The following is a 21,376-nucleotide window of genomic DNA, read 5'->3' as shown; positions in this document are numbered from 1 at the left end:
CTATGGTACAAGCGGGAATATGGGCTACATTACGTTAAAGCCGCCGGCAATGAAGGAATCAGAGCTCAGCGGAAGCAGTGATAACGAACTATTTCAGCACGTAAATCCTGATGAGATCACAATTCCCTATATAGCCGATGCCAACGTGAGTACATATTTAGATCAGTTAGTCATCGCCCCACAGACGTTTAAAGAAGCTAATGAACAGGGATGCGATATTGAATTTGGTATTGATATGGACCGTGATGGTTACATCACAGGCATTGAATTAACCCTCCTGCCCTCAAAATTCATTGCATTGATCCAATCGCAGGCTTTTAAAATCTATGGGACCATATGGCGGGACAGGAAATTTCATCTCGTCACCTTAGATCATGCGGAGCATGTGTTTAAACCGGAGAATGTCGTCTACAAAATGACGGACAAGGAAGATGCCTTTGTTATTGTAGAGCATGTTGAACCTGAAAATCTCGGTTATCATTATCCAGACCCGGCCCACAGAGGAACTGTAGCTTTGTTTAAAGGCCTGATTTCGGCAAGGGATGATATCTATCCGCTGGAGTATATGAGGGAGCCGGATTTTTGGTTGAAGAGGGACATGTAGCTTAATTCAACTACTTATCACATACATCATTACCTGATGGAACTGGCGAACACAATGACAAAAAAGAAAATAGCCGTGATCGGCTTAGGCAACATGGGCCGGTATAAACTAAAAATGGATTTGGTTTAGCTGGCTCAAAAATCAATTTACTATGACTTAGCTTATACATACAAGTAATCTGATATCAATGAAGTGAGTTATGTAATTCCGTGCATACCTGTAGCTTCTATTATTAGAAGTTGCAGGCATGCATTAATGCAATTAAGGCTATCATGAGAGGAGAGAACAATGCGTAAATTTAGCATGTTTGTTATGATGACGGCGATCATCTTGGCTATTTTTTTCATTAAGGTTAATCCCAAAACCGGGCAACTAATAATGGCTCATCAGAAATACCTAACCTTGAGGATATTCAGGATATCCGAGAATTTGTTTTTAGATTAGATGGAGATACACCCGAACTAAGACAGGCAGTTAAAAATAGTCTAAACAAATTAAGACAAGAATTTCCTGATCACAAGTTCAATGTAATCTTTGGAGGTAAATAAATTATGGCTATCAGCGCATTAATTCTTGACCCACAAAATGATTTCGAAAAGAATTTTTTCATTCCAGTTGCTACGGAATCATTTTTTAAGGAGTGTTGGTTACCTGCAATTGAATCATTAGGGCTACAATGGACAGACCTCTTCACGACAGGTGTTGATGTAGAGGACGAAGATGTACCTCATATCATTGCGGAACTAATACTTATAAAAGAATGGGTAGCTAAAACTTTAGATGAGGAACAAAAAGATAAGATATTTGAAAGGATAGCTGGACTTCAAGATAAATTGCCGCTTGCATTTCAGCGGAAGGATGCAGTTGTATTTATAGGTTAGACTGGTTTAAATTCATTTTATAGTTTGGTGGGGCTACCCAGTGTCGAATGAATCCCTCATTTAACTAGTACCACACCTAACCCATGTAATACCCTAATAGAGACTTCTTTATTTCGGTTGTACGCACATTGGAGTGCTAAGATAAAAATGCATTAGAAAAACACCATCGTATGAAAAAAATGAAAACAAACAAGGACGAGTGACAATGAATCGTACGATAAAGCATTTAAAGAAGAAGCAGTAAGATTAAGTGCAGTCTGGAGCCGAATTGTGTGAATCCGGGGCTGCTTCCAAGACCGGAGGAAATATCGGCGTCGGGAGCGGAAGGACTGACCACAACAGGTGCCGAGTCTCCAGTCATACCCTGCTGTTTAAAGATCAAGACGGTCAGACTCTAGCGGAATTCAGCAGCAGCTCGAGAGTGGAAGACCTGATTGGAGAGTATCAGGAAGATGAGGAAGGTAACGTTACATTTGCTGGTCAGAATAGGTCTAATATTTCCGTTAACAACGACAATTTTAATCAGCTGTTAGAGCAGAACAAGAATCAAAAAGAGTTTTTCACAAGACCAGAAATATTGTACATAATGGTGAAAATAGGAATATTACTCAAGTTCAAGTATCACCCGGGGGTGGGAGACACGGAGGAAGTCCATATGTAAAAATTAGTACAAATGACCAAGGGGTTATAAAAGTAGTAGATGGAACTGAAGATGTATATAAGACTGATGGAAAAGAAACAGCAACTATAATTTTCACAGGAGGCAATTAACTATGGTGTTGTTGAATTCGGCTATTGTTCCATGGAAGGAAATGGGAGGTATTAATCTGTATAGCCACATCAGCGAATTTTATAGCACTATAATAAAACTCACTGATACTGATGTTTTATTTGGTAAGACTTTAGTGAGGTACGAGATTAAAGATGAGGTTTACTTATGGTTTAATTTGTTTAATGGAAAGCTGTTTAAGATTACTGCATTGAAGAATTATACTGGGAAATTATTTAATGAAATACAGATTGGCATGTCAATGGAAGAGGTCTTAAAGATAGAGCCGAGCTTTGAATATGATGAATTTGAAGAAGTTTATGGCAGTCCTAAAGGGATTTATATTGAAACTGAGCCAATCGATAACACAGTTTTATGGATTTCTATATACATTAAAGAAATAGACAATGAAGACTTTGAAAAAGGGAACTGGTAATGTATTTTGATTTAAAAAAATAAAACCGTCTATGTAGACCACATTATAGATTGCAGACAAGATTACAGGTGGCTGATCCGGTAGACAGTAATTGATATAAAACAAATGGTACCTCAGCCATCACCTTAACCGAAGGTGACCTGCCTGAAGGTACCTTTTTACATCCTCATCATTTTTAACTAGCCTGCGGAAGCCCACTCCTTTAAAATAAATGACATGTAACAACGTCTGGAAGAGAGTAAGAGCACTGAAAATCACATGTTACTACGGTATGCCAACGTGAGTACATGATGGTGTCTGGCCGGTTCTTTATTGGAGTGAGGAGGAGCTATGAATGGATCTGAGAAAGCGTATTCAAGATGCTAAGCCCCGGCTTATATACAGTAACCCGTTACAGTCCGCGGAGGACACGGCAGGGTTTGTTTTGGAGGGCTCTGGAAAGCTGTGCTTTGAGCAGGGACGAATGAGAATGGAGCCTGTGCTCCCACCGAGCGAGGGACAGCGTGCTAACTATGTGTTGTGGTGTGATCAAATATTTCCGGCCGACATGCTAGTGACGTGGACATTCAGGCCGCTGAGTGAGAAGGGGCTTGCGATGCTGTTTTTTGCGGCGGAGGGCAAAATGGGCGAGGATGTTCTGGATGACAGACTCCGCCCGCGCACCGGTGAATATGAACAGTACTATGACGGAGACTTTAACACCTACCATGTGTCCTACTTCCGGCGGAATCGGAAAGAGGAGCGGGCCTTACATATTTGTAATCTGCGAAAAAGCGCCGGTTTTCATCTGGTGAAGCAGGGTGCTGACCCGATCCCGAACGCTGCGGATATTCACAGCCCCTTGGATCTGGCGCTGCTGAAGCGGGGTGCTGAGATTGCTTTTTTCATCAACGATCTGGAGGTGTTTCATTTCCACGATGATGGAGTGACGTATGGCGATGTGCTGAAGGGCGGCAGAATCGGCTTCCGGCAGATGTCACCCTTGATTGCGGAATATTCAAATTTTCAAGTGTATGCGCTGGGAGAGAGTTTAGCTTCCGACCAAGGGGATGAGGTGCAGTATGACGATTAAGGGACTGATTGTTGGAGCCGGACATTTTGCAGATATACAGCTTGAGGCCTGGGCGGAGGTGCAGGGAGCCCGCATTGTAGGTGTACTGAGCCGGACGCGGGAGGATGCCCAGCCTCTGGCTGACAAGTATGGGTTAGAAGCTTTCGGTGACTGGGAGCATGCTCTTGATGCGCTCTCCCCGGATTTCATAGACATTTGTACGCCGCCGCCCTCACATCTGCACTACACCCGGCTGGCGGCAGACCGGGGGCTGCCGATCCTGTGTCAGAAGCCGCTCGCCCCTTCGCTGCAGGAGGCAGAGGAGCTTGTTGCTTATTGTGAGGAACGAAGCGTTCCACTGATGGTTAACGAGAACTGGCGCTGGCAGGCCTGGTATCGAGAAATCAAAACGATGATGGATGCCGGTATGCTGGGAGAGGTATATTCTGCGTACATGGCGATGCGTCCGGGAGATGGCTGGGGAGAGCAGCCTTACTCGGTACAGCCTTATTTCAGGGAGATGAAGCAGTTTCTGATCTATGAGACAGGTATTCATTATCTGGATACCTACCGCTATCTATTCGGGGAAATTGAGAGTCTTTATTGCCAGCTTCGTACGATCAACCCCGTCATTCAGGGAGAGGATCTGGCCATGGTGCACTTGAATTTTACTTCCGGGGCAACCGGGCTGTATGATGCCAACCGGGTGACCTATATGGAGCAGGTCCGTTCCCCGGTCTATGGGTGGATGACGCTCGAAGGCACTTCCGGCAAGCTCCGCCTAGAGGAGGATGGAGCCATTTATTTTACGCCTCGGGACGGTCAGGAGAGAAGACATGAATATCATATTCCGGCTAAGGGCTGGAAGGGCGGGTGTACGATCGCGACGCAGCAGCATTTTGTAGACGTGCTTCGGGATGGTGGAGTGTTCGAGACGAATGGCAGGGATTATATGGCCTCGGTCCGAGCGGTATACGCCTGTTATGAGTCGGCCGCGAAGCAGCAGGTGGTGGTGCTGAACCGCAAGATAGATTATAAAATAAAGGAGTGAGAGCCTTCACACTGACAGTATTGACAATAGAGAACGAGCATCCGTTCACATTAAACGATTACGATAACTGGAACGCACCCAGAAGCTGGACTAAGCGGGAGAGCGTGCCGCTATAGAAGGAGGCAAAGCCTATGCATACACAGCATCACCGGCCCAATATTGTATTCATACTGGCAGACGATCTGGGCGAGTGGGCGCTTGGCTGTTCGGGGAATGAGGAGGTAAAGACACCTCATCTGGATCGGCTGGCGGCAGAAGGCATGCGCTTTAGTAATTTCTTCTGCACCTCACCGGTCTGCTCTCCGGCACGGGCTTCTATTCTCACGGGTCATATCCCTTCTCAGCACGGAGTACATGACTGGATTCGTGCCGGCAATATTGAAGCCGCTGGCCTGGAGGAAGATCTGGCCACGCTGCCGAGGTTTCAGGATGAGAGCCTGGCGACGCCCTATCTTGCAGGTCAGACCGGGTATACCGAGAAGCTGGCCGCAGCGGGGTACACCTGTGCCCTGAGCGGCAAGTGGCATTTGGGCAGCAGTCTAACTCCGCAGATGGGCTTTTCCCGTTGGTATACGATTGCCAGAGGCGGGTGCTCTTACATGGAGCCGGATATGGTGGTTGACGGCCAGATTAAGCTGGAGCGGCACTATGTCACGGATCTGATCACCCGCCAGGCTCTGCGGGATATGGAGGATCTGGCGAAGGAGCGCCATCCGTTTTATATGAGTGTTCATTACACGGCACCGCACTCCCCCTGGAATCGGGAGGAGCATCCGGAGGAATATCTCCGCCTGTACGACTCCTGTGAATTTCATTCGGTGCCTGAGCTGCCGCCGCATCCGGATCAAAGCCCGACCTGCCCGCAGGGGCAGGGGGAGGCCAGAAAGGAGCTGCTGCGCGGGTATTACGCTTCGATCACGGCTATGGATGCCGGGATTGGACAGCTCTTGGAGCAGCTGACGCAATTGGGAATTCGGGAGCAGACGCTGGTCATTTTTATGAGTGATAACGGAATGAATATGGGGCACCACGGCGTGTGGGGCAAAGGCAACGGCACCTTTCCTCTGAACATGTACGATACCTCGGTCAAGGTTCCCGCGCTCTTCAGTCATCCGGGAAGGATTCCCGCCGGACAGATCTGTGCGGAGCTGGTCAGCCAATATGATCTGTACCCAACGATTCTGGAGTATGCTGGGATTCATGCAGAGGATTCGGGAACAGAGAAAGAGCCGCGCCCGGGAAGTAGCTTTGTGGGGATTTTGCTGGGCTCGGCTGCGGGAACAGAGTCTGGAGCCTCCACGCACCGGGAGGAGGTCGTCATATATGACGAGTATGGCCCGGTTCGCATGCTGCGAACCGCCGATTGGAAATATGTACACCGCTATCCGTATGGTCCCCATGAGCTATATGATCTCACGCACGATCCCGGGGAGGAGCATAACCTCATTCAAGAGCCGGAGCACCAGGGGCGAATACAGGTATTCCGGAAACGGCTGGGAGAGTGGTTTCAGTCCTATCTTGATCCAGAACGGGACGGGGTTTACTGCGCCGTTACAGGCTTTGGGCAGCTGTCGCGGCTGTCTGCGGGTGATCGGGAGGGGCGGGGCTTTCAGGACCGGCCACATAGCGATAAACGGAATGAATCATGAATATTACGAACATCTCATAAAGATGACTCCTGAAAGGCGGGGTCGTCTTTTTTTGTTGCTTATTTACATAAACGCTACATTCTTTTCATATTGCGCTGACATAGGCTTGGTATTGTATAAACAACAGAGATGTCTATACCTCTTTGGGTTATTTTTTAGATTATATTATTTTTACCATTGGATTTATTGAAGAAATCTAGACAAATGAAGGGGAAATCATGAATGACGCCTGAGCAAGAGACAGAAAGAGAAGTGAAGCTATGAAGAAGCAGCTGCTGGCTGTAGAGGGGACCTTGACCCCGCTCAGCTCCAAAAGTCATATTACATATTCATGCCTGGTAGACGAAGACCCCGCCTCCCTGGACATGGAGTTCAGGTACACGCCCAAGGTGATGGAGGACCCGGAAGCCTCGCGGCTGCTCATTTGGGAAGCGATCGAGAAGTATGAAGCTGCTGAGCTTGTAGAGCTGCGGAAAGCGGAGTGGGAGCGGTACATGCCGCTGCAAAATCTGTTGACCTTGTCGGTCGATGATCCTCATGGCTTTCGGGGGTCCGCTCACCGTCATCCCTCAGAGCAGCGACATATGCTATGTGAGCAGGAAGCCTCTCCCGGATTCCTGGCAGGACCGCTGCCCTCGGGCATCTGGAAAATTACGATCAGCGTGCACTGTGTAGTGACACCGGAGTGCACATATCAGCTTATTGTTCACAAAGGAGGGCAAAGCCGTGATCTGGGTTCCGTTCGAGCTGCACACGCATACACCACATAGTGATGGAAGGCACTCACTGGCGGAGATGTGCAGGGAAGCCGGCAGACTGGGGCTGCAGGGTATTGCATTGACCGATCATAACACGGCGGCAGGGTTAGCGGAGGCCGAGCACATTCAGCAGACAACCGGTGTGGCTGTCATTCCGGGTATGGAGTGGACGACCTTTTACGGCCATATGCTGACGCTGGGGGCACCGTATACCGAGTGGCGGGATCTGGGACCGCGCGATATTCATAAAGGGATACGTCGCGTACATGAGGCTGGAGGCATTGTCGGGATCGCTCATCCGTACACCATGGGAAGTCCGATTTGTACAGGCTGCCACTGGGAGTACGACATTACAGACTGGTCTGACCTGGACTACATCGAGGTATGGCACGGCATGATGCCCGCACTGCGGCCTTATAATCGGCCCGCGCTGCAGCTGTGGGACCAGCTGTTAAATGAAGGCCATCGCATTACAGCCACGGCCGGGCGGGATTGGCATCATTCGGATCTCCTGGGAGGTGCCCCGGCGTTTACGTATATCGGTCTTGAGCATGAAGAGGACCGCTTCTCCCGGGAGAAGGTGGTACAGGCGATCTCTCACGGACGCTGCTACTTAAGCGTCGGGCCACGGCTGCATGTGGAAGCGAGACTCGGCGGGAGGGCCTACTTCCTTGGTGATTGTGTGGACAGCTCAAGTAATATCGGCGGGGAGATGAGCCTGCGGCTTCAGCTGGACTCATCCACGGCTTCCGGTAATCTGGGAGAGCGGGTGGTGGTTACGAAGCTGATTCTTGAATCCAATCTTGGCGAGATCACCGAGATTCCATGGCGGGAGGATCAGAGTGAAGCCGAGCACCTGGTCTCTATAGAAGGTCTGAGGTGGCTGAGAGTGAAGGCGGAGGGACTTATGGAGAGCAGCCCGATCCCTTTGGCGATGACGAACCCGATTTATGTATCGTCCCCTCCCGTGCCTGAACCAGAAAGGGCGGCAGTCTGATGAAGCCATGCCGAATTATTGCACATACCGGCTGTGAGGCTACTCCTTATAATTCAGCAGCTTCCTGTGAAAAAGGCTATAAGGCAGGAGCCGATGTCCTGGAAGTGGATGTCCGGGCGACGAAGGATGGCATTCCGGTGCTTTATCACGATGACGAGCCGGACCTCTCCCGTTATAGCTATGACGAACTGCCTGCAGCCGGTCTTGGTTCCGTTGAAACATTGGAGACGGTGCTGCGTCTCCTGCGAGGAAAGAAGGCGGTATTCAATCTGGATCTGAAGACACTGCCGGCTTATGAAGCCGCGACTAGGGTCATTACGGAGCTGCAGGTCTGGGATCAGATTTATTTCACAGGACTGACGGATGCTCTCGCGGGCAGCGATGCCGCCCGGCATGTGATCTGGAATGCACCGGCTGCAGCGCCTCACCTGACGGATGCTGCCTATGAAGAGCAGACACTAGCATGGTGTCAATACGCCAGACAGTCCGGCTTCGCCGGCATTAATGTTCAGTACGCCTCCTGTCGGACTTCGCTGGTACGCTGTGCCCGGCAGCATGGATTGGCGGTGTGGGTGTTCACGCTTCCGGCTGATCAAGCCGTGATTACGAAATATATGGACATGGGCGTTGATGCGGTGTCTGTTATGGATGTGACCTACTGTAGCCTGCTTCGGAGGGAATGGCTCCATGACCGTCTGGAGGGCAGGTTAAGCGAGAAAATATGAACCTAGTAAAGGAGGGAGGACGGCGGCTGCGCCGTCCGACAAGATGTCCTTAGTGAATGCAGAAAGACAACGAGCCCTGGTCCGTTCAGAGCGACAGCCGGCTTCCCGGCTGGAATCACGCGCTGTATGGTATGTATTCTTGATCCCGTCACTGCTCGGCATCCTGCTGTTCACGGTATACCCCTTGATCGAATCCTTGCGGCTCAGCTTTACCAAGGGCGTTGAGGAACGTTACGTGGGCGGTGCCAATTATGCAGAGGTGCTTGCCTCGGAAACGTTCTGGTATGCCGTCTACAACACGGTGTATATAACCACCTTTCAGCTGCTGATCGCGATCCCGATCGGCTTCCTGATTGCCTGCTTGATCAATGGTCTGCGGCGGGGATCGAATTTCTTCAAAGTGCTGTTCTACATTCCCAATGCCACCTCCATGATTGCGGCCGCGACGGTGTTTCTGGCTATTCTTCATCCGGATGGGCCGCTGAATTATATCATGCAGCTGCTCGGCTTTGAGAAAATCGTCTGGCTGTCCCAGCCGGTTTCGGCAAAATGGGGCGCTGTAGTGCTCTCGGTGTGGCACTGGTTGGGCTTCGTCATTATTATCAACCTGGCCAATCTGCAGGCGATCCCGATTGACTATTATGAAGCATCCTCCATGGACGGAGCTACCCGCTTTCAGCAGTGGTGGTGGATTACGGTGCCGAATATGCTCGGCAGCCTGACCATTCTCCTGGTGCTGGGCTGGATCGGAGGACTGCAGCGATTTGCAGATGCCTTTATGCTTGGCGGATTACAGGGAAGTCCTGCCCGCTCCCTTCACACCGTAGTAGGCTTCATTTTCGAGCGCGGCTTTGGCGGCAATGAGTATGGTATCGCATCTGCGGCCTCGTACATCCTGTTCTTCTTCATCCTGCTGTTCACGTACCTAAATACCAAGCTGCTGAAGATGAAAATTTAAAAGAGGTGAACCATCATGCATAACAGGCAGCACAAATGGAAGACCATGGATGCCGCAACGACCATCCTGCTTGCTGCGGTGGGCTTGATTATGATTTATCCGTTCATCTGGATGATCAGCGTCAGTCTGGAGCAAACCGCGAATCTGGCCCTGCCGTTTCCGCCGCGCCTGATCCCGGAGCAATTCGCGTGGTTTAATTACAAGCTCGTGTTTGAGAACAACGCTTTATTTCTGGCCTATTGGAACTCTGCCGTGGTCGCCTTTTTCAGTGTCATGCTGGGTGTAGCATCGGCGCTGCTGGGGGGATACGCCTTTTCCCGCGGAAGCTTTAAGGGCAAGAGGCTGCTGTATTTCATCGTGCTGGCGACGATGATGATTCCATTCGAAACCCGGCTGATTCCCATGTTTACGATGTTTAATGATCTTGGAATGATCAATACCAAATATCCGCTCATTCTTCCTTCGTTAATTAATGCTCTGGGCCTGGTGCTGGCGAAGCAATTTTTTGACCAGCTGCCCGAAGGCTTGAGGGAGTCCGCCAAGATTGACGGGGCGGGGGAGTTCAAAACGTTCTTTTACATTTTTGTACCGCTGACAGGTCCTATCACAGCTACTGTGGCGATTCTGGCCTTCCAGGACAGCTGGAATTCCTTCATCTGGCCGCTGGTGGTGATCAATGATCAGGATTTGCGGACCGTTCCGCTGTTCTTATCTAATTTCTCGGCAGAGAACGGAGGCCGCCTGGCAGGGATTACGATGGCGCTGGCCGCTATGAGCATTCTGCCGATCCTGCTCGTGTTTCTATTTTTCCAAAAATATATTATTCGCAGCGTTGCTTTAAGCGGCCTGAAGGGAGAGTGATGGACAAGGCGGTTAACGCAGCCGCAGGTGTCACCGCATCCGAGAGCTGTAGCGCAAGGTTACAAATCATGCAGGTCTAAAGAGAAAAAGATTACATTTGTGGAGGGAAACCAATGTTTATGTTTAAAAAGAAATTTCAAGCTTTACGAAGTCCGCTGATGCTGCTTCTGCTGTTAAGCTTTCTGCTGAGCGCATGCAGCGGCAAGGAGGGCGGCGTTTCATCCTCCGACTCCAATGGACAAGCGGCGACCGCTGCCAGCGGTACCGCAGCAGGTGCTGCGGGTGAAGGGCCGTCGGGGAAGCTGAAGGTGCAGATGATTGGTGATTTTGCGACAGAGCAAAAAACCGATGCAATCACCGGAATCACCTCCAAGGGCGTGAACGTGCTGAAGGAGGAGTTCGAAAGAATGTACCCGGGCGCGGAGGTCGAATTTGTACTCATGGGCTGGGACAATTATAACGAGAAGACGCAAACCATGCTTCAATCCGGCGCAGCCGATGTGTATCAGGTGCCGGGGCTGGCTACCTTTGTTGAGCAGGGCCTGCTTGAGCCGCTTCAGCCTTACATTGATAAAGACAGCTTTGATACGAGCATTTACTTGAACGGTCAGGTGGACGGCTGGAGAGCAATGGGCCCGGAGGATCAGCAGCCGGAAATTTACAGTCTGCCATACATCGGTGACGCCCGGCTCATTGTATATGACAAGCAGCTTTTTGATGACTGGGGTGTAGAGTATTTGTCAGAGAAGCCTTCCATCGAGGAAGTGCTGGAAAAGGCCGCCAAGATGACAGGCAAGAATCCAAAAACCGGCGAGCAAAATTACGGGCTTACCTATAATGGAACCGATGCGGCCGACACCGTGATGAATATCAGTGAGTCCAAGGGCGGCCAATGGGGCACCGGATTCCTGTGGAAGGACATGTCGCTGGAATTCAATAGTGACACTATGATTGAAGCGGCGGAGCTGCTGAAGGATGCGAATCAATATGCGCCGGAAGGTGTTCTTGTCAATCAGGGCTCGGAGAATTTCCTGACGGATAAAAATAACATTGCCATTCATTTGCGCGCCGCTCCAGGCTTCATCAACATCATTGAAACCTTTGGTACACAGGACCGCTACCAGGCTGCGCTGCTCTTCACCAACCCAGAGCTGGGCATGGGCGGCATGTTCGCCGGAAGTCCGTTTGCGATCGGGCAGAACAGCAAGAACAAGGATCTGGCGTGGGAGTGGCTGAAGTTTAGCAGCAGTGAGTTTTTCCAGAAATATATGTGGGAAGAGCAGCGTTCGCAGAGCATGCCGGTCATCAAGGCCGCTGGAGATTGGGACAGTGTGAAGGCATTGCCGCAAATGGATATTATTTTGAAGCAGATGAGTCAGCTGTGGGCGCCGCGTTATCCGTACCGTTCCGGTCAGCCGCGCTATATTTTGTCGGAGAATGTACAGCGTATTCTGCTGGGCGAGCTGACGGCGGAAGAAGCACTCCAGAAGGCACAGTCCGAGTCGGAGAGCTGGCTGAAGAGTCAATAACACTCTAAGAAAAGGTGGTATGCTCCATGCTGAAGAAAACCTGGTTATGCCTGATGCTGTTGACGATGCTGGTAGTGCCATTAGCGGGCGCGGCGTCTGCTTACACGAGTAACAATTGGATGGGGGAAGTGAACGGCTCGCTCTCGCTGTCCTCCCTCACGATCCCGGGAACGCATGATTCCGGTGCTTTGTACGAGCCGGTCTACGGCACAGCCAAGAATCAGGATCTGACCATTGCGCAGCAGCTGTCCATCGGGGTCAGGTATCTCGATATTCGTACAAGACATTTTAAAAATGCGTTTGAAATCCATCACGGTGCCGTGTATCAGCAGCAAAATTTCGACTCAGTCTTAAACACCGTCATTTCCTTTCTGAACAGCAACCCGACAGAAACGGTCATCATGAGTGTAAAGGAGGAGCACACGGCGGCAGAGAATACGCGTTCTTTTGAAGCCACGTTTAATGCCTATACGAGCAAAAACCCGGGAAAATGGCTGCTGACTGACCGCGTTCCCACCCTGGACCAAGCTCGGGGAAAAATTGTGCTGCTCCGAAGATTCTCTGCGACCCAGCTGCCCAAAGGTCTGGATGCAACAGCTTGGAAGGAGAACACCACCTTCACCATCCAGAACACAGCTGCCAATCTGAAAATCCAGGACTATTACAAGGTATCGGACAAGGCGAAGAAGTGGAATGACATTCAGAGCATGTACAATGAGGCCAAGAACAGCAACCCTTCATGGCTGTATATCAACTATACCAGCGGGTACAAGCCAGGCATTTTCGGTATTCCGGACATCCGGGATACGAAGGATTACGTCAATCCCAAGGTGCTGGACTTTTTTACGGCAAATACGCGCGGGCGGTTTGGGATCTCGGCGATGGACTTCATCACCAGCGAGCATGCCTCCAAAATGATTGCCACCAATTTCTAGAAAAGAATATTCTCACAGGAACGTTCCGGTACGCCGTGAGGTGCCGGAGCGTTTGTGCTCCTGCCCGGGCCGAGCCGACCCGGCTTGGCTCGGCCCGGGTGGGGAATGTTGACAAGGCAGAGAGAACATATGACAATAAGCTCACAGAAGATGATGTCTAGAGGTGTTAATACAAATCACATGAATGCCAACTCGAAGTCGATGCAGGTCAAGCAGCAGCTGATGGAGCTTATTGATCAGGGCGTTTACCGTGTAGGAGAGCAGCTCCCTTCTGAAATTCAGATGTCCAAGCAGTTTCAGGTGAGCCGCGAAACCTTCCGGGGCGCACTGAAAATGCTGGAGGAGGAAGGGCGAATCCTGGTCAAGCATGGTGTCGGTACCTTTGTTATTCGTCCCTTGCCGCCGATCAAGAGCACTTTGGAGCGGCTGTACAGCTCTGGAGAAATGATCCGATCCGCGAACTTAACCGAGAGTGAAAGTATGATTTCCTTGACGAAATCACCTTGTCCTGAAGAGGCCGCCGAGCGTCTCGGCATTGCAGCGGGCGACGCGGTATACATCCTGAAGCGGATTCGTAAAGCGAATGATGAGCCGGTGATGCTGTCCGTCAATTACTTGCCGGCGGCGCGTTTCGGGGAGGGATTTGAGCAGCATACCTTTTCCGGCTCCCTGCTGAAGTTCGTCGAGGATACCTTAGGAGTCACCATTAATCGCGCCGATACCGAAATTGCGGTGCCGCTGCACATTGACCGAAACTGTCAGCAGCTGCTGCAGCATCCGCACACGACGGTACTGCTGCTGAAGCAGCTGCACTATGATGAAGGAAACCAGCCTGTGTTTTATTCCCAGGATTATATGCGCAACGATGTATTTACGTTTCATCTAAGACGTACGCGGTAAATAAGATCACCCTTGGCCTGAAATACGGGCTGGGGGTGATTTTTTGTGTTGGGCTGGGGATGCGGGATCGCGGCGAACGAGTGCGAAAAACCGAACTCGATGCGCGCGCAGCCCGCTTTCGGGCCGAACGAGTGCGAAAAACCGAACTCGATTCTCGCGCATCCCGTCCCCGCGCCCAACGAACGCGAAAAACCGAACTCGATGCGCTCGCGGCACGCCCCAGCGCCCAACGAGTGCGAAAAACCGAACTCGATGCGCCCGCATCCCGCTTTCGGGCCGAACGAGTGCGAAAAACCGAACTCGATGCGCCCGCATCCCGCTTTCGGGCCCAACGAACATCAAAAACCGAATACGATGATCCACGGCGGTAGGTTTGGAGTAACTGAACACCAAAAACCGAACTCGATATTCGCGCAACCCGGTTTAGCGCCCAACGAACATCAAAAACCGAACTCGATGATCCACAGCGGCGGGTTTGGAGTAAATGAACGCGAAAAACCGAACTCGATGCGTTCGCAGCCCGCTTTCGGGCCGAACGAGTGCGAAAAACCGAACCCGATGCGCCCGCAGCCCGCCCTCGCGCCCAACGAACACCAAAAACCGAACTCGATGCGCGCGCAGCCCGCCCCCGCGCCGAACGAACGCGAAAAACCGAACCCGATGCGCCCGCAGCCCGGTTTAGCGCCCAACGAACATCAAAAACCGAACTCGATGATCCACGGCGGCGGGTTTGGAGTAACTGAACACCAAAAACCGAACTCGATACTCGCGCAGCCCGGTTTAGCGCCCAACGAACATCAAAAACTGAACTCGATGTGCGCGCAGCCCGCCCCCGCGCCCAACGAGTGCGAAAAACCGAACACGATGATCTACAGCGGCGGGTTTGGAGTAAATGAACGCGAAAAACCGAACTCGATGTGCCCGCATCCCGCTTTCGGGCCGAACGAACGCGAAAAACCGAACTCGATGCGCGCGCAGCCCGCCCCCGCGCCCAACGAGTGCGAAAAACCGAACTCGATGTGCGCGCAGTCCGCCCTCGCGCCCAACGAGTGCGAAAAACCGAACTCGATGTGCGCGCATCCCGCCCTCGCGCCCAACGAGTGCGAAAAACCGAACTCGATGCGCTCGCGGCACGCCACCGCGCCCAACGAGTGCGAAAAACCGAACTCGATGCGCCCACAGCCCACCCCCGCGCCCAATGAACATCAAAAACCGAACTCGATGATCCACAGCGGCGGGTTTGGAGTAAATGAACGCGAAAAACCGAACTCGATGCGCCCGCAGCCCGCCCCCGCGCCCAATGAACACCAAAAACCGAACTCGATGTGCGTGTAGTCCGCCCTCGCGCCCAATGAACACCAAAAACCGAACTCGATGATCTACGGCGGCGGGTTTGGAGTAAATGAACACCAAAAACCGAACACGATAAGCTCGCAGCCCGCCCTCGCGCCCAACGAACGCGAAAAACCGAACTCGATGATCCACGGCGGCGGGTTTGGAGTAAACGAACGCGAAAAACCGAACTCGATGATCCACAGCGGCAGGTTTGGAGTAACTGAACGCGAAAAACCGAACTCGATACTCGCGCAGCCCGGTTTAGCGCCCAACGAACATCAAAAACCGAACTCGATGATCCACGGCGGCAGGTTTGGAGTAAATGAACACCAAAAACCGAACTCGATGTGCGTGTAGTCCGCCCTCGCGCCCAATGAACACCAAAAACCGAACTCGATGATCTACGGCGGCGGGTTTGGAGTAAATGAACGCGAAAAACCGAACTCGATGCGCGCGCAGCCCGGTTTAGCGCCCAACGAACATCAAAAACCGAATACGATGATCCACGGCGGTAGGTTTGGAGTAAATGAACACCAAAAACCGAACACGATGATCCACGGCGACGAGTTTAGAGTAAATGCGACCATTCTTGTAAATCTGACAAATAATTAACAAATAAAGGAACATATTTTACATAGAGTGAAATCTTTGTAAATTATACGAATCTATAATCGGGTAGATGTCATTAAAGCATAGGAAGGATGAAGGTAGAATCATGAAGCTTTTTCACAGAAAGTGGCTGGCTTTGTTGTTAAGTGGTGTCCTCATGCTCTCGAATCTATGGATTGTGGCACCGCAGCAGGTGGAGGCGGCACCGGGCAGCGCGCTGACGGTTGCGCAGGCGATCGCTGGGAACAGTGGCACTGCGACAGTGGAGGGGTACATTGTCGGACATGCTACGGGCTCCAAGACGTCTAACTTTACAGCTCCATTCGGCAATGATTACAATGTTCATCTGGGAGATGCGGCAGGAGAAAGGGATCCCGGCAAGCTGTTGAATGTACAGGTTTCGTCAGGGTACCGCAGCGAATTTGGTCTTCAGAGCAACCCGGAGCTGATCGGTAAGAAGATCAAGGTGACGGGACAGCTTGCGTTATACAACAATTTTCCAGGCTTGAAAAGCCCGACGGAGATGGTGTTCGCGGAAGCACCCGGCGATCCTGGCGATCCCGGCAATCCCGGCACAATGTCCATTGCAGCAGCACGGGCACTGCATGACGGCGAAGCCGCCATCATTACAGGGGTTGCTATAACAAAGTCGGGCGCTTTTGGCTCCAAAGGCTTCTATGTGCAGGATGATACCGCAGGCATCTACGTTCAGCAACAGAGCGTAGAGGCGGAGGCCGGCAGCAAGGTGACGGTCAGCGGCATCAAGTCGGTGGACAGCGCCAGCGGCGAGGTGCAGCTTCAAGCGACAACGGTACAGATTACAGGGACAAGCCCGATACCGGCCCCGGTGGGAGTAACGCCGGCGACGGTCAGTGCAGATACCTACGGACAGCTGGTAAAGCTGACGGGAGTCACTGCCCAGCAGGTCAGTGATGAGGGCACATCCGGCTCGTTTTCTTTCTATGCAGCAGCAGATGGGGAGCAGGTTCGGGTGTTTGTAGACTTCCATACTGGCCTTGCCAAAAACACAGTGCAAAACGGACAGGAGGTCCATGTTACCGGAGTCGTGACTCCTTTTGAAGGCGGACTGCAGATCAAGCCATCGAAGGCTGGTGATATCCGTCCGGCTCTGACGAACGTTTCCGGCAAAAAAATCCTTTTTGACAATACCCATGGACAGACTGCCGGCGCGGCAGATTGGGTTATTGACGGAGCCTTTTCGGATTTTGCGGATGGGCTGAAGGATCTCGGCTTCACCGTTGACCAGCTGGAGCGCACGGCTCCATTTAACTTCAGTGAGCAGGCCATTACGCTGGAGAAGCTTCAGGAATATGATGTGTTTATTATCGGGGAAGCGAACATTCCCTTTAAAGCGTCGGAGCAAGATGCATTGCTGCAATATGCTCAAAACGGAGGCAGCATCTTCTTCATCGGCGATCATTATAATGCAGACCGAAATTATAACCGCTGGGATTCCACCGAGGTGTTTAACGGTTATCGGCGCGGGGCCTTCGGTAATCCGACCAAAGGCATGACAGCAGAGGAAGCAGCTTCTAAAGCCATGGAAGGCGTAACGAGCACAGACTGGCTGGGCACGAACTTCGGCATCCGGTTCCGGTTTAATGCCTTGGGAACGATCGAAAGTGGTCAGACGGTGGTGCCTCCGAGCGATGCTTTTGGCATCACAGAGGGAGTAAGCGTCGTTGAATCCCACGCCGGCGGTACGCTGGCCATTTTGAATCCGAAGATTGCCAAGGGTCTGATCTATATGCCTAAAAATGCACCGAAGTGGGGACCTGCGGTAGACCAGGGGGTCTACAACGGAGGCGGCATCGACGAAGGTCCGTATGCGGCCATTGCCAAGGTGGGGGCCGGCAAAGCCGCATTCATTGGCGACTCCTCTCCGGTAGAGGATATCACGCCAAAATACCGCCGGGAGGACAGCGGCGCTGTCAAGAAGACCTATAACGGCTTCCTGGAAGAAGGCGATAACAGCGAATTTCTGCTTCAAACAGTAGAGTGGCTGGCTGTACAGGAGGACTACACGACCTTTGAAGGACGGGTGGAGCTGAGTCCGGTTACACCGCTGCTCAGCTTTGAGACTCCGGCTGCATCGACAGAGCCGCAGCAGGAGCCGTGGAGCAATCCGACGGGGGGCTACAAATGGTATAATCCCGCTACCTTTGCCCCGGGCTCGTATGGATCAGGTCAAGCGCCGCCCGAGAAGGTGGAGGTGCCCGGCATTACCTCGATCGCTGAGGCGAGAAAATATCCGGTGAGCACGACGCTTACGGTCGAAGGGGTCATTACGACGACTCCGGGCTCTTGGGGTGCCAAAGGTTTTTATATCCAGGACGCTACCGGCGGCATTTACATGTATCAAAATGCGGGCAGCTACGCTCTGGGTCAGAAAGTGCAGGTGACCGGAGATGTCAATGTGTTTAGCAGCGAGCTCCAGCTATCCAATATATCCCAAATAACCGTAACCGGTAACGGCACCCTTCCCCAGCCGAAGGTGGTTTCAACTGTAGATGAGAGCCATCAGGGACAGGTAGTGAAGCTGAACGGCGTCAGTATCCAAAATATCGTAAAAGCAGACAATTACGGCACTCTTCAATTCAATGCTGTAAAAGGAAGCAGCAGCACGCTGGTGCGAATCGATAACCGCACTGGAGTCAACTACAATACCTTTACCGCCCAGTACAAAGAAGGGGATGTGCTGGATCTGACGGGAATTGCAAGTGTTTTTAACGGGACCTATCAGCTCAAGCCGCGCTCGGCAGAGGATGTTGTGTATACAGATAACGCATCGGAGGAGCCGGTTGCGGTAGAGCTGATCGGCCTGAACGATCTTCACGGCAAAATCGATCAGCATTACGAGCTGGATATTACTGGAGATGGCATTATGGACGGAACCTACGGCGGGGCTGAGTATATGGCAGCGTATATCCGTCAGCGTCAGCAAGCACAACCTAACACCTTGTTTGTCGGAGTCGGTGATCTGATTGGCGGCAGTTCACCAGTATCGGCTCTGTTTCAGGACGAGCCGACCGTAGAAATTCTGGATGCTCTGGATATGGCCGTAAATACCGCCGGCAATCATGAATTCGATGAGGGGACTACGGAGCTCTTGCGGATGGTAAACGGCGGAGATTACCCGCATGATGACGTGAACCGGGCGTACGGCGGTATGGAGCATGCACTGCTGGCGGCGAATGTGGTCTGGAGATCCGGAGAGTCGGCAGGCGAAAGTATTCTCCCGGCTTATCACATTGAAGAGGTAGAGGGTCAGCGGATCGGATTTATCGGGGTTGTCACGGAAGGCGCAGCAGAGATGGTGATGCCCTCAGGCATCCAGGATATCGAGTTTACGAATCCGGTCAACGCCATCAATAAAGCGGCAGCCGAGCTGAAGGAGCAAGGCGTCCGTGCCATCATCGTGCTGGCTCACAGCGCTGCCTCACAGGATGCTGCAGGTCGCATTACCGGCGAGGCTGCAGATTATGTGAATGGGATTGATGCGGAGGTTGATGTTATTTTTGCCGCGCATAATCATGCGGTCGTGAATGGCCTTCTCGGCAGCACCTTAATCGTGCAGGCGTCGGAATATGGCAAGGCTCTGAGCCGGGTGAAGCTGAGCCTGGATCCGGTGACCGGAGATATTGCAGAGAAGAGTGCGGACATTCTGTGGGTGGATCATGCCGGTGTTGAGCCGGACCCGGAAGTAAGTGCCATTCTGGACAAATATGAGCAGCAGGTTGCTCCCCTCTTGAATGAGGTCGTTGGCACAGCGGCGATCGATATGGAGGGCGGCTATGCCGTTAAAGGCGAGGTTGGGGACAATGCGCTCGGCAACCTGATCGCAGACAGTATGGCTTGGGCGATGGAAAGTGATTTTGCTATGATGAACGGCGGCGGCATCCGCGATCAGCTGAATGCAGGAGAGATTACGTTTGGCGAGTTGTTTAATATTTTGCCGTTTAATAACGTGCTCGTGAAGCTGGAGATTCAGGGAAGCGATCTGGTGAAGATGGTGAATGCCCAGATGACCAGCCTGTACGGGCCGGATTTCAGCATCAGCGGATTCAAATATACCTGGGATGGCAGCACGGCTAAAGTAGTGGACATCACGCTGCCGGACGGAAGTGCCATTGATGCAGATCGGGTGTACACCCTCACGGTGAACAACTACATGTCCACATCCACAGGCGCTAAATACAAGCTGTTCGGTGAGCTGGGCAACAATCCGGTCATGGGACCGGAGGATCTGGAGGCGCTTGTAAGCTTCATCGAGAGCTTTAAGGAGCCGATCCGTTATGAAGCGGAGGGACGAATCTCTGAAGTAGGCAGCGGAGGCAGTGAGTTCGGACCTGTCGTGACCATTGGAGAAGCCAAGCTGCTGGAGGACGGAGCTGAAGTGACGGTGGAAGGCGTCGTCAGCAGCAAGCCGGGAGCCTTCGGTTCGAACCACAGCTTTTACCTTCAGGATGACAGCGGCGGCATTCAGGTATACACCTACGAGAACCCGGGTGTGAGCGTCGGAGATCGGCTGAAGCTGAAGTCGCAAAAAAGCACATACCGCGGGGCTTATCAGCTGAACGGCATTGCGGAATTGCAAGTGCTGGGACAGGTGCAGCTGCAGCCGCAGGCGGTAAGCACCCTGACCGGAGCGCAGGAGTATGAGCTGGTAACGCTTCAGGAGGTCAAGGTCGAGCAGCTATCCGCCAAGGACGGATACGGCAATTTCAGCTTTAAGGCGGTACGCGATGGCCGCAGCGAGAGCATCTATGTAGACAGCCGCACTGGCATCACTTATGAAGCCTTTAAGGCCGAGGTGACGGCAGGGGATGTGCTGCATATCACGGGGATCGTTGTCCCTTACAATGGCAGCTTTCAGCTGAAGCCCCGGAGCATGGAGGATTTTGCAGATGCTGACGCTACGGCTCCAGATGCATTCCTGGTGGGTTCACCGGTCTTTACCGACCTTTCAGGCAAGCCGGTAACGGCGCTGCAGCGGGATCAATTTATTCAAGTCGGGAGTGTGATGACGAACCAGAGTGGTGCAGAGCAGCAGGCCGCTTTGATTATTGCGCTTTACGACAGTAAGAACCGGCTGAAGAATGTGTCGTACGTGGAGAAAAAAGTGGCCGCCGGCCAAACGGAATCCTTGAAAGCCGGCTTTAGCCTGCCGAACAATGTTAAAGGCTACGTGATCAAGGTGATGGTATGGGACAGCTTCAATGGCATGAAGCCGTTGTCGGAGGCGGTTCAGTTCCCGAATGAAGAGCAGGATACGGTGAAGCAGTAACGGGATACGAGGCACAGAAC

The 21,376-nt window shown here is 52.1% G+C and carries 17 protein-coding genes; all 17 read left to right on the top strand.

Features of this window, described 5'->3' with window-relative positions; translation table 11 throughout:
* The first annotated feature begins 19 nt into the window (after positions 1–19).
* The 17 genes from JJQ72_RS14595 to JJQ72_RS14515 all read left to right on the top strand — a co-directional run bounded on the left by JJQ72_RS14595 (position 20) and on the right by JJQ72_RS14515 (position 21,356).
* On the top strand, positions 20–604 hold the full coding sequence (locus JJQ72_RS14595) for a hypothetical protein (protein WP_208204118.1): 585 nt from the start codon (positions 20–22) through the stop codon (positions 602–604).
* Positions 605–1,155: 551 nt separating this feature from the next.
* Positions 1,156–1,485, top strand: a complete 330-nt coding sequence (locus JJQ72_RS14590) for a hypothetical protein (protein ID WP_208204117.1) — start codon at positions 1,156–1,158, stop codon at positions 1,483–1,485.
* Positions 1,486–2,258: 773 nt separating this feature from the next.
* Positions 2,259–2,690 (top strand): hypothetical protein, encoded by a 432-nt coding sequence (locus JJQ72_RS14585; protein WP_138224705.1) that lies wholly within the window; start codon positions 2,259–2,261, stop codon positions 2,688–2,690.
* Positions 2,691–3,024: 334 nt separating this feature from the next.
* On the top strand, positions 3,025–3,762 hold the full coding sequence (locus tag JJQ72_RS14580) for a DUF1961 family protein (RefSeq protein ID WP_208204116.1): 738 nt from the start codon (positions 3,025–3,027) through the stop codon (positions 3,760–3,762).
* Entirely contained in the window at positions 3,752–4,792 is a 1,041-nt protein-coding gene (locus JJQ72_RS14575) for a Gfo/Idh/MocA family protein (RefSeq protein WP_208204115.1), read from the top strand. Before JJQ72_RS14580 ends, JJQ72_RS14575 begins: the two co-directional genes overlap by 11 nt.
* Positions 4,793–4,923: 131 nt before the next feature.
* Positions 4,924–6,441: a sulfatase family protein gene (locus JJQ72_RS14570; RefSeq protein ID WP_208204114.1), complete on the top strand. Its 1,518-nt coding sequence runs from the start codon at positions 4,924–4,926 to the stop codon at positions 6,439–6,441.
* Between the two features lie 260 nt (positions 6,442–6,701).
* The gene (locus JJQ72_RS14565; RefSeq protein WP_138224709.1) at positions 6,702–7,211 is read left to right on the top strand and encodes a hypothetical protein; all 510 of its coding nucleotides are present in this window, start codon (positions 6,702–6,704) and stop codon (positions 7,209–7,211) included.
* Positions 7,168–8,196, top strand: coding sequence for a CehA/McbA family metallohydrolase (locus tag JJQ72_RS14560; RefSeq protein ID WP_208204113.1), 1,029 nt, complete (start codon positions 7,168–7,170; stop codon positions 8,194–8,196). Before JJQ72_RS14565 ends, JJQ72_RS14560 begins: the two co-directional genes overlap by 44 nt.
* Entirely contained in the window at positions 8,196–8,921 is a 726-nt protein-coding gene (locus JJQ72_RS14555) for a glycerophosphodiester phosphodiesterase (RefSeq protein WP_208204112.1), read from the top strand. The genes JJQ72_RS14560 and JJQ72_RS14555 overlap by 1 nt, the downstream gene beginning before the upstream one ends.
* A 52-nt stretch (positions 8,922–8,973) precedes the next feature.
* Complete coding sequence (locus JJQ72_RS14550; RefSeq protein WP_347880759.1) at positions 8,974–9,879, top strand: carbohydrate ABC transporter permease; 906 nt, start codon at positions 8,974–8,976, stop codon at positions 9,877–9,879.
* 15 nt (positions 9,880–9,894) lie between these two features.
* On the top strand, positions 9,895–10,740 hold the full coding sequence (locus JJQ72_RS14545; RefSeq protein WP_208204110.1) for a carbohydrate ABC transporter permease: 846 nt from the start codon (positions 9,895–9,897) through the stop codon (positions 10,738–10,740).
* Positions 10,741–10,853: 113 nt separating this feature from the next.
* Entirely contained in the window at positions 10,854–12,269 is a 1,416-nt protein-coding gene (locus JJQ72_RS14540) for an extracellular solute-binding protein (RefSeq protein WP_243896105.1), read from the top strand.
* A 26-nt stretch (positions 12,270–12,295) separates the two neighbouring features.
* A complete protein-coding gene (locus JJQ72_RS14535; RefSeq protein WP_208204109.1) occupies positions 12,296–13,204 on the top strand; it encodes a phosphatidylinositol-specific phospholipase C in 909 nt (302 codons plus the stop codon).
* Between the two features lie 180 nt (positions 13,205–13,384).
* Positions 13,385–14,104, top strand: a complete 720-nt coding sequence (locus JJQ72_RS14530; protein ID WP_233281137.1) for a GntR family transcriptional regulator — start codon at positions 13,385–13,387, stop codon at positions 14,102–14,104.
* A gap of 45 nt (positions 14,105–14,149) precedes the next feature.
* Positions 14,150–15,439 carry a hypothetical protein gene (locus JJQ72_RS14525; RefSeq protein ID WP_208204108.1) on the top strand — a complete coding sequence of 430 codons (1,290 nt, stop codon included), beginning with the start codon at positions 14,150–14,152 and terminating at the stop codon, positions 15,437–15,439.
* A 39-nt stretch (positions 15,440–15,478) separates the two neighbouring features.
* Positions 15,479–15,796 (top strand): hypothetical protein, encoded by a 318-nt coding sequence (locus tag JJQ72_RS14520; protein ID WP_208204107.1) that lies wholly within the window; start codon positions 15,479–15,481, stop codon positions 15,794–15,796.
* Between the two features lie 358 nt (positions 15,797–16,154).
* The gene (locus tag JJQ72_RS14515; protein WP_208204106.1) at positions 16,155–21,356 is read left to right on the top strand and encodes a 5'-nucleotidase C-terminal domain-containing protein; all 5,202 of its coding nucleotides are present in this window, start codon (positions 16,155–16,157) and stop codon (positions 21,354–21,356) included.
* The last annotated feature ends 20 nt before the right edge of the window (positions 21,357–21,376 follow it).

The sequence above is a fragment of the Paenibacillus sp. F411 genome, from assembly GCF_017582705.1.
Lineage (GTDB): Bacteria > Bacillota > Bacilli > Paenibacillales > Paenibacillaceae > Paenibacillus_AQ > Paenibacillus_AQ algicola.
This window is presented reverse-complemented; position numbering and strand designations above follow the sequence as displayed.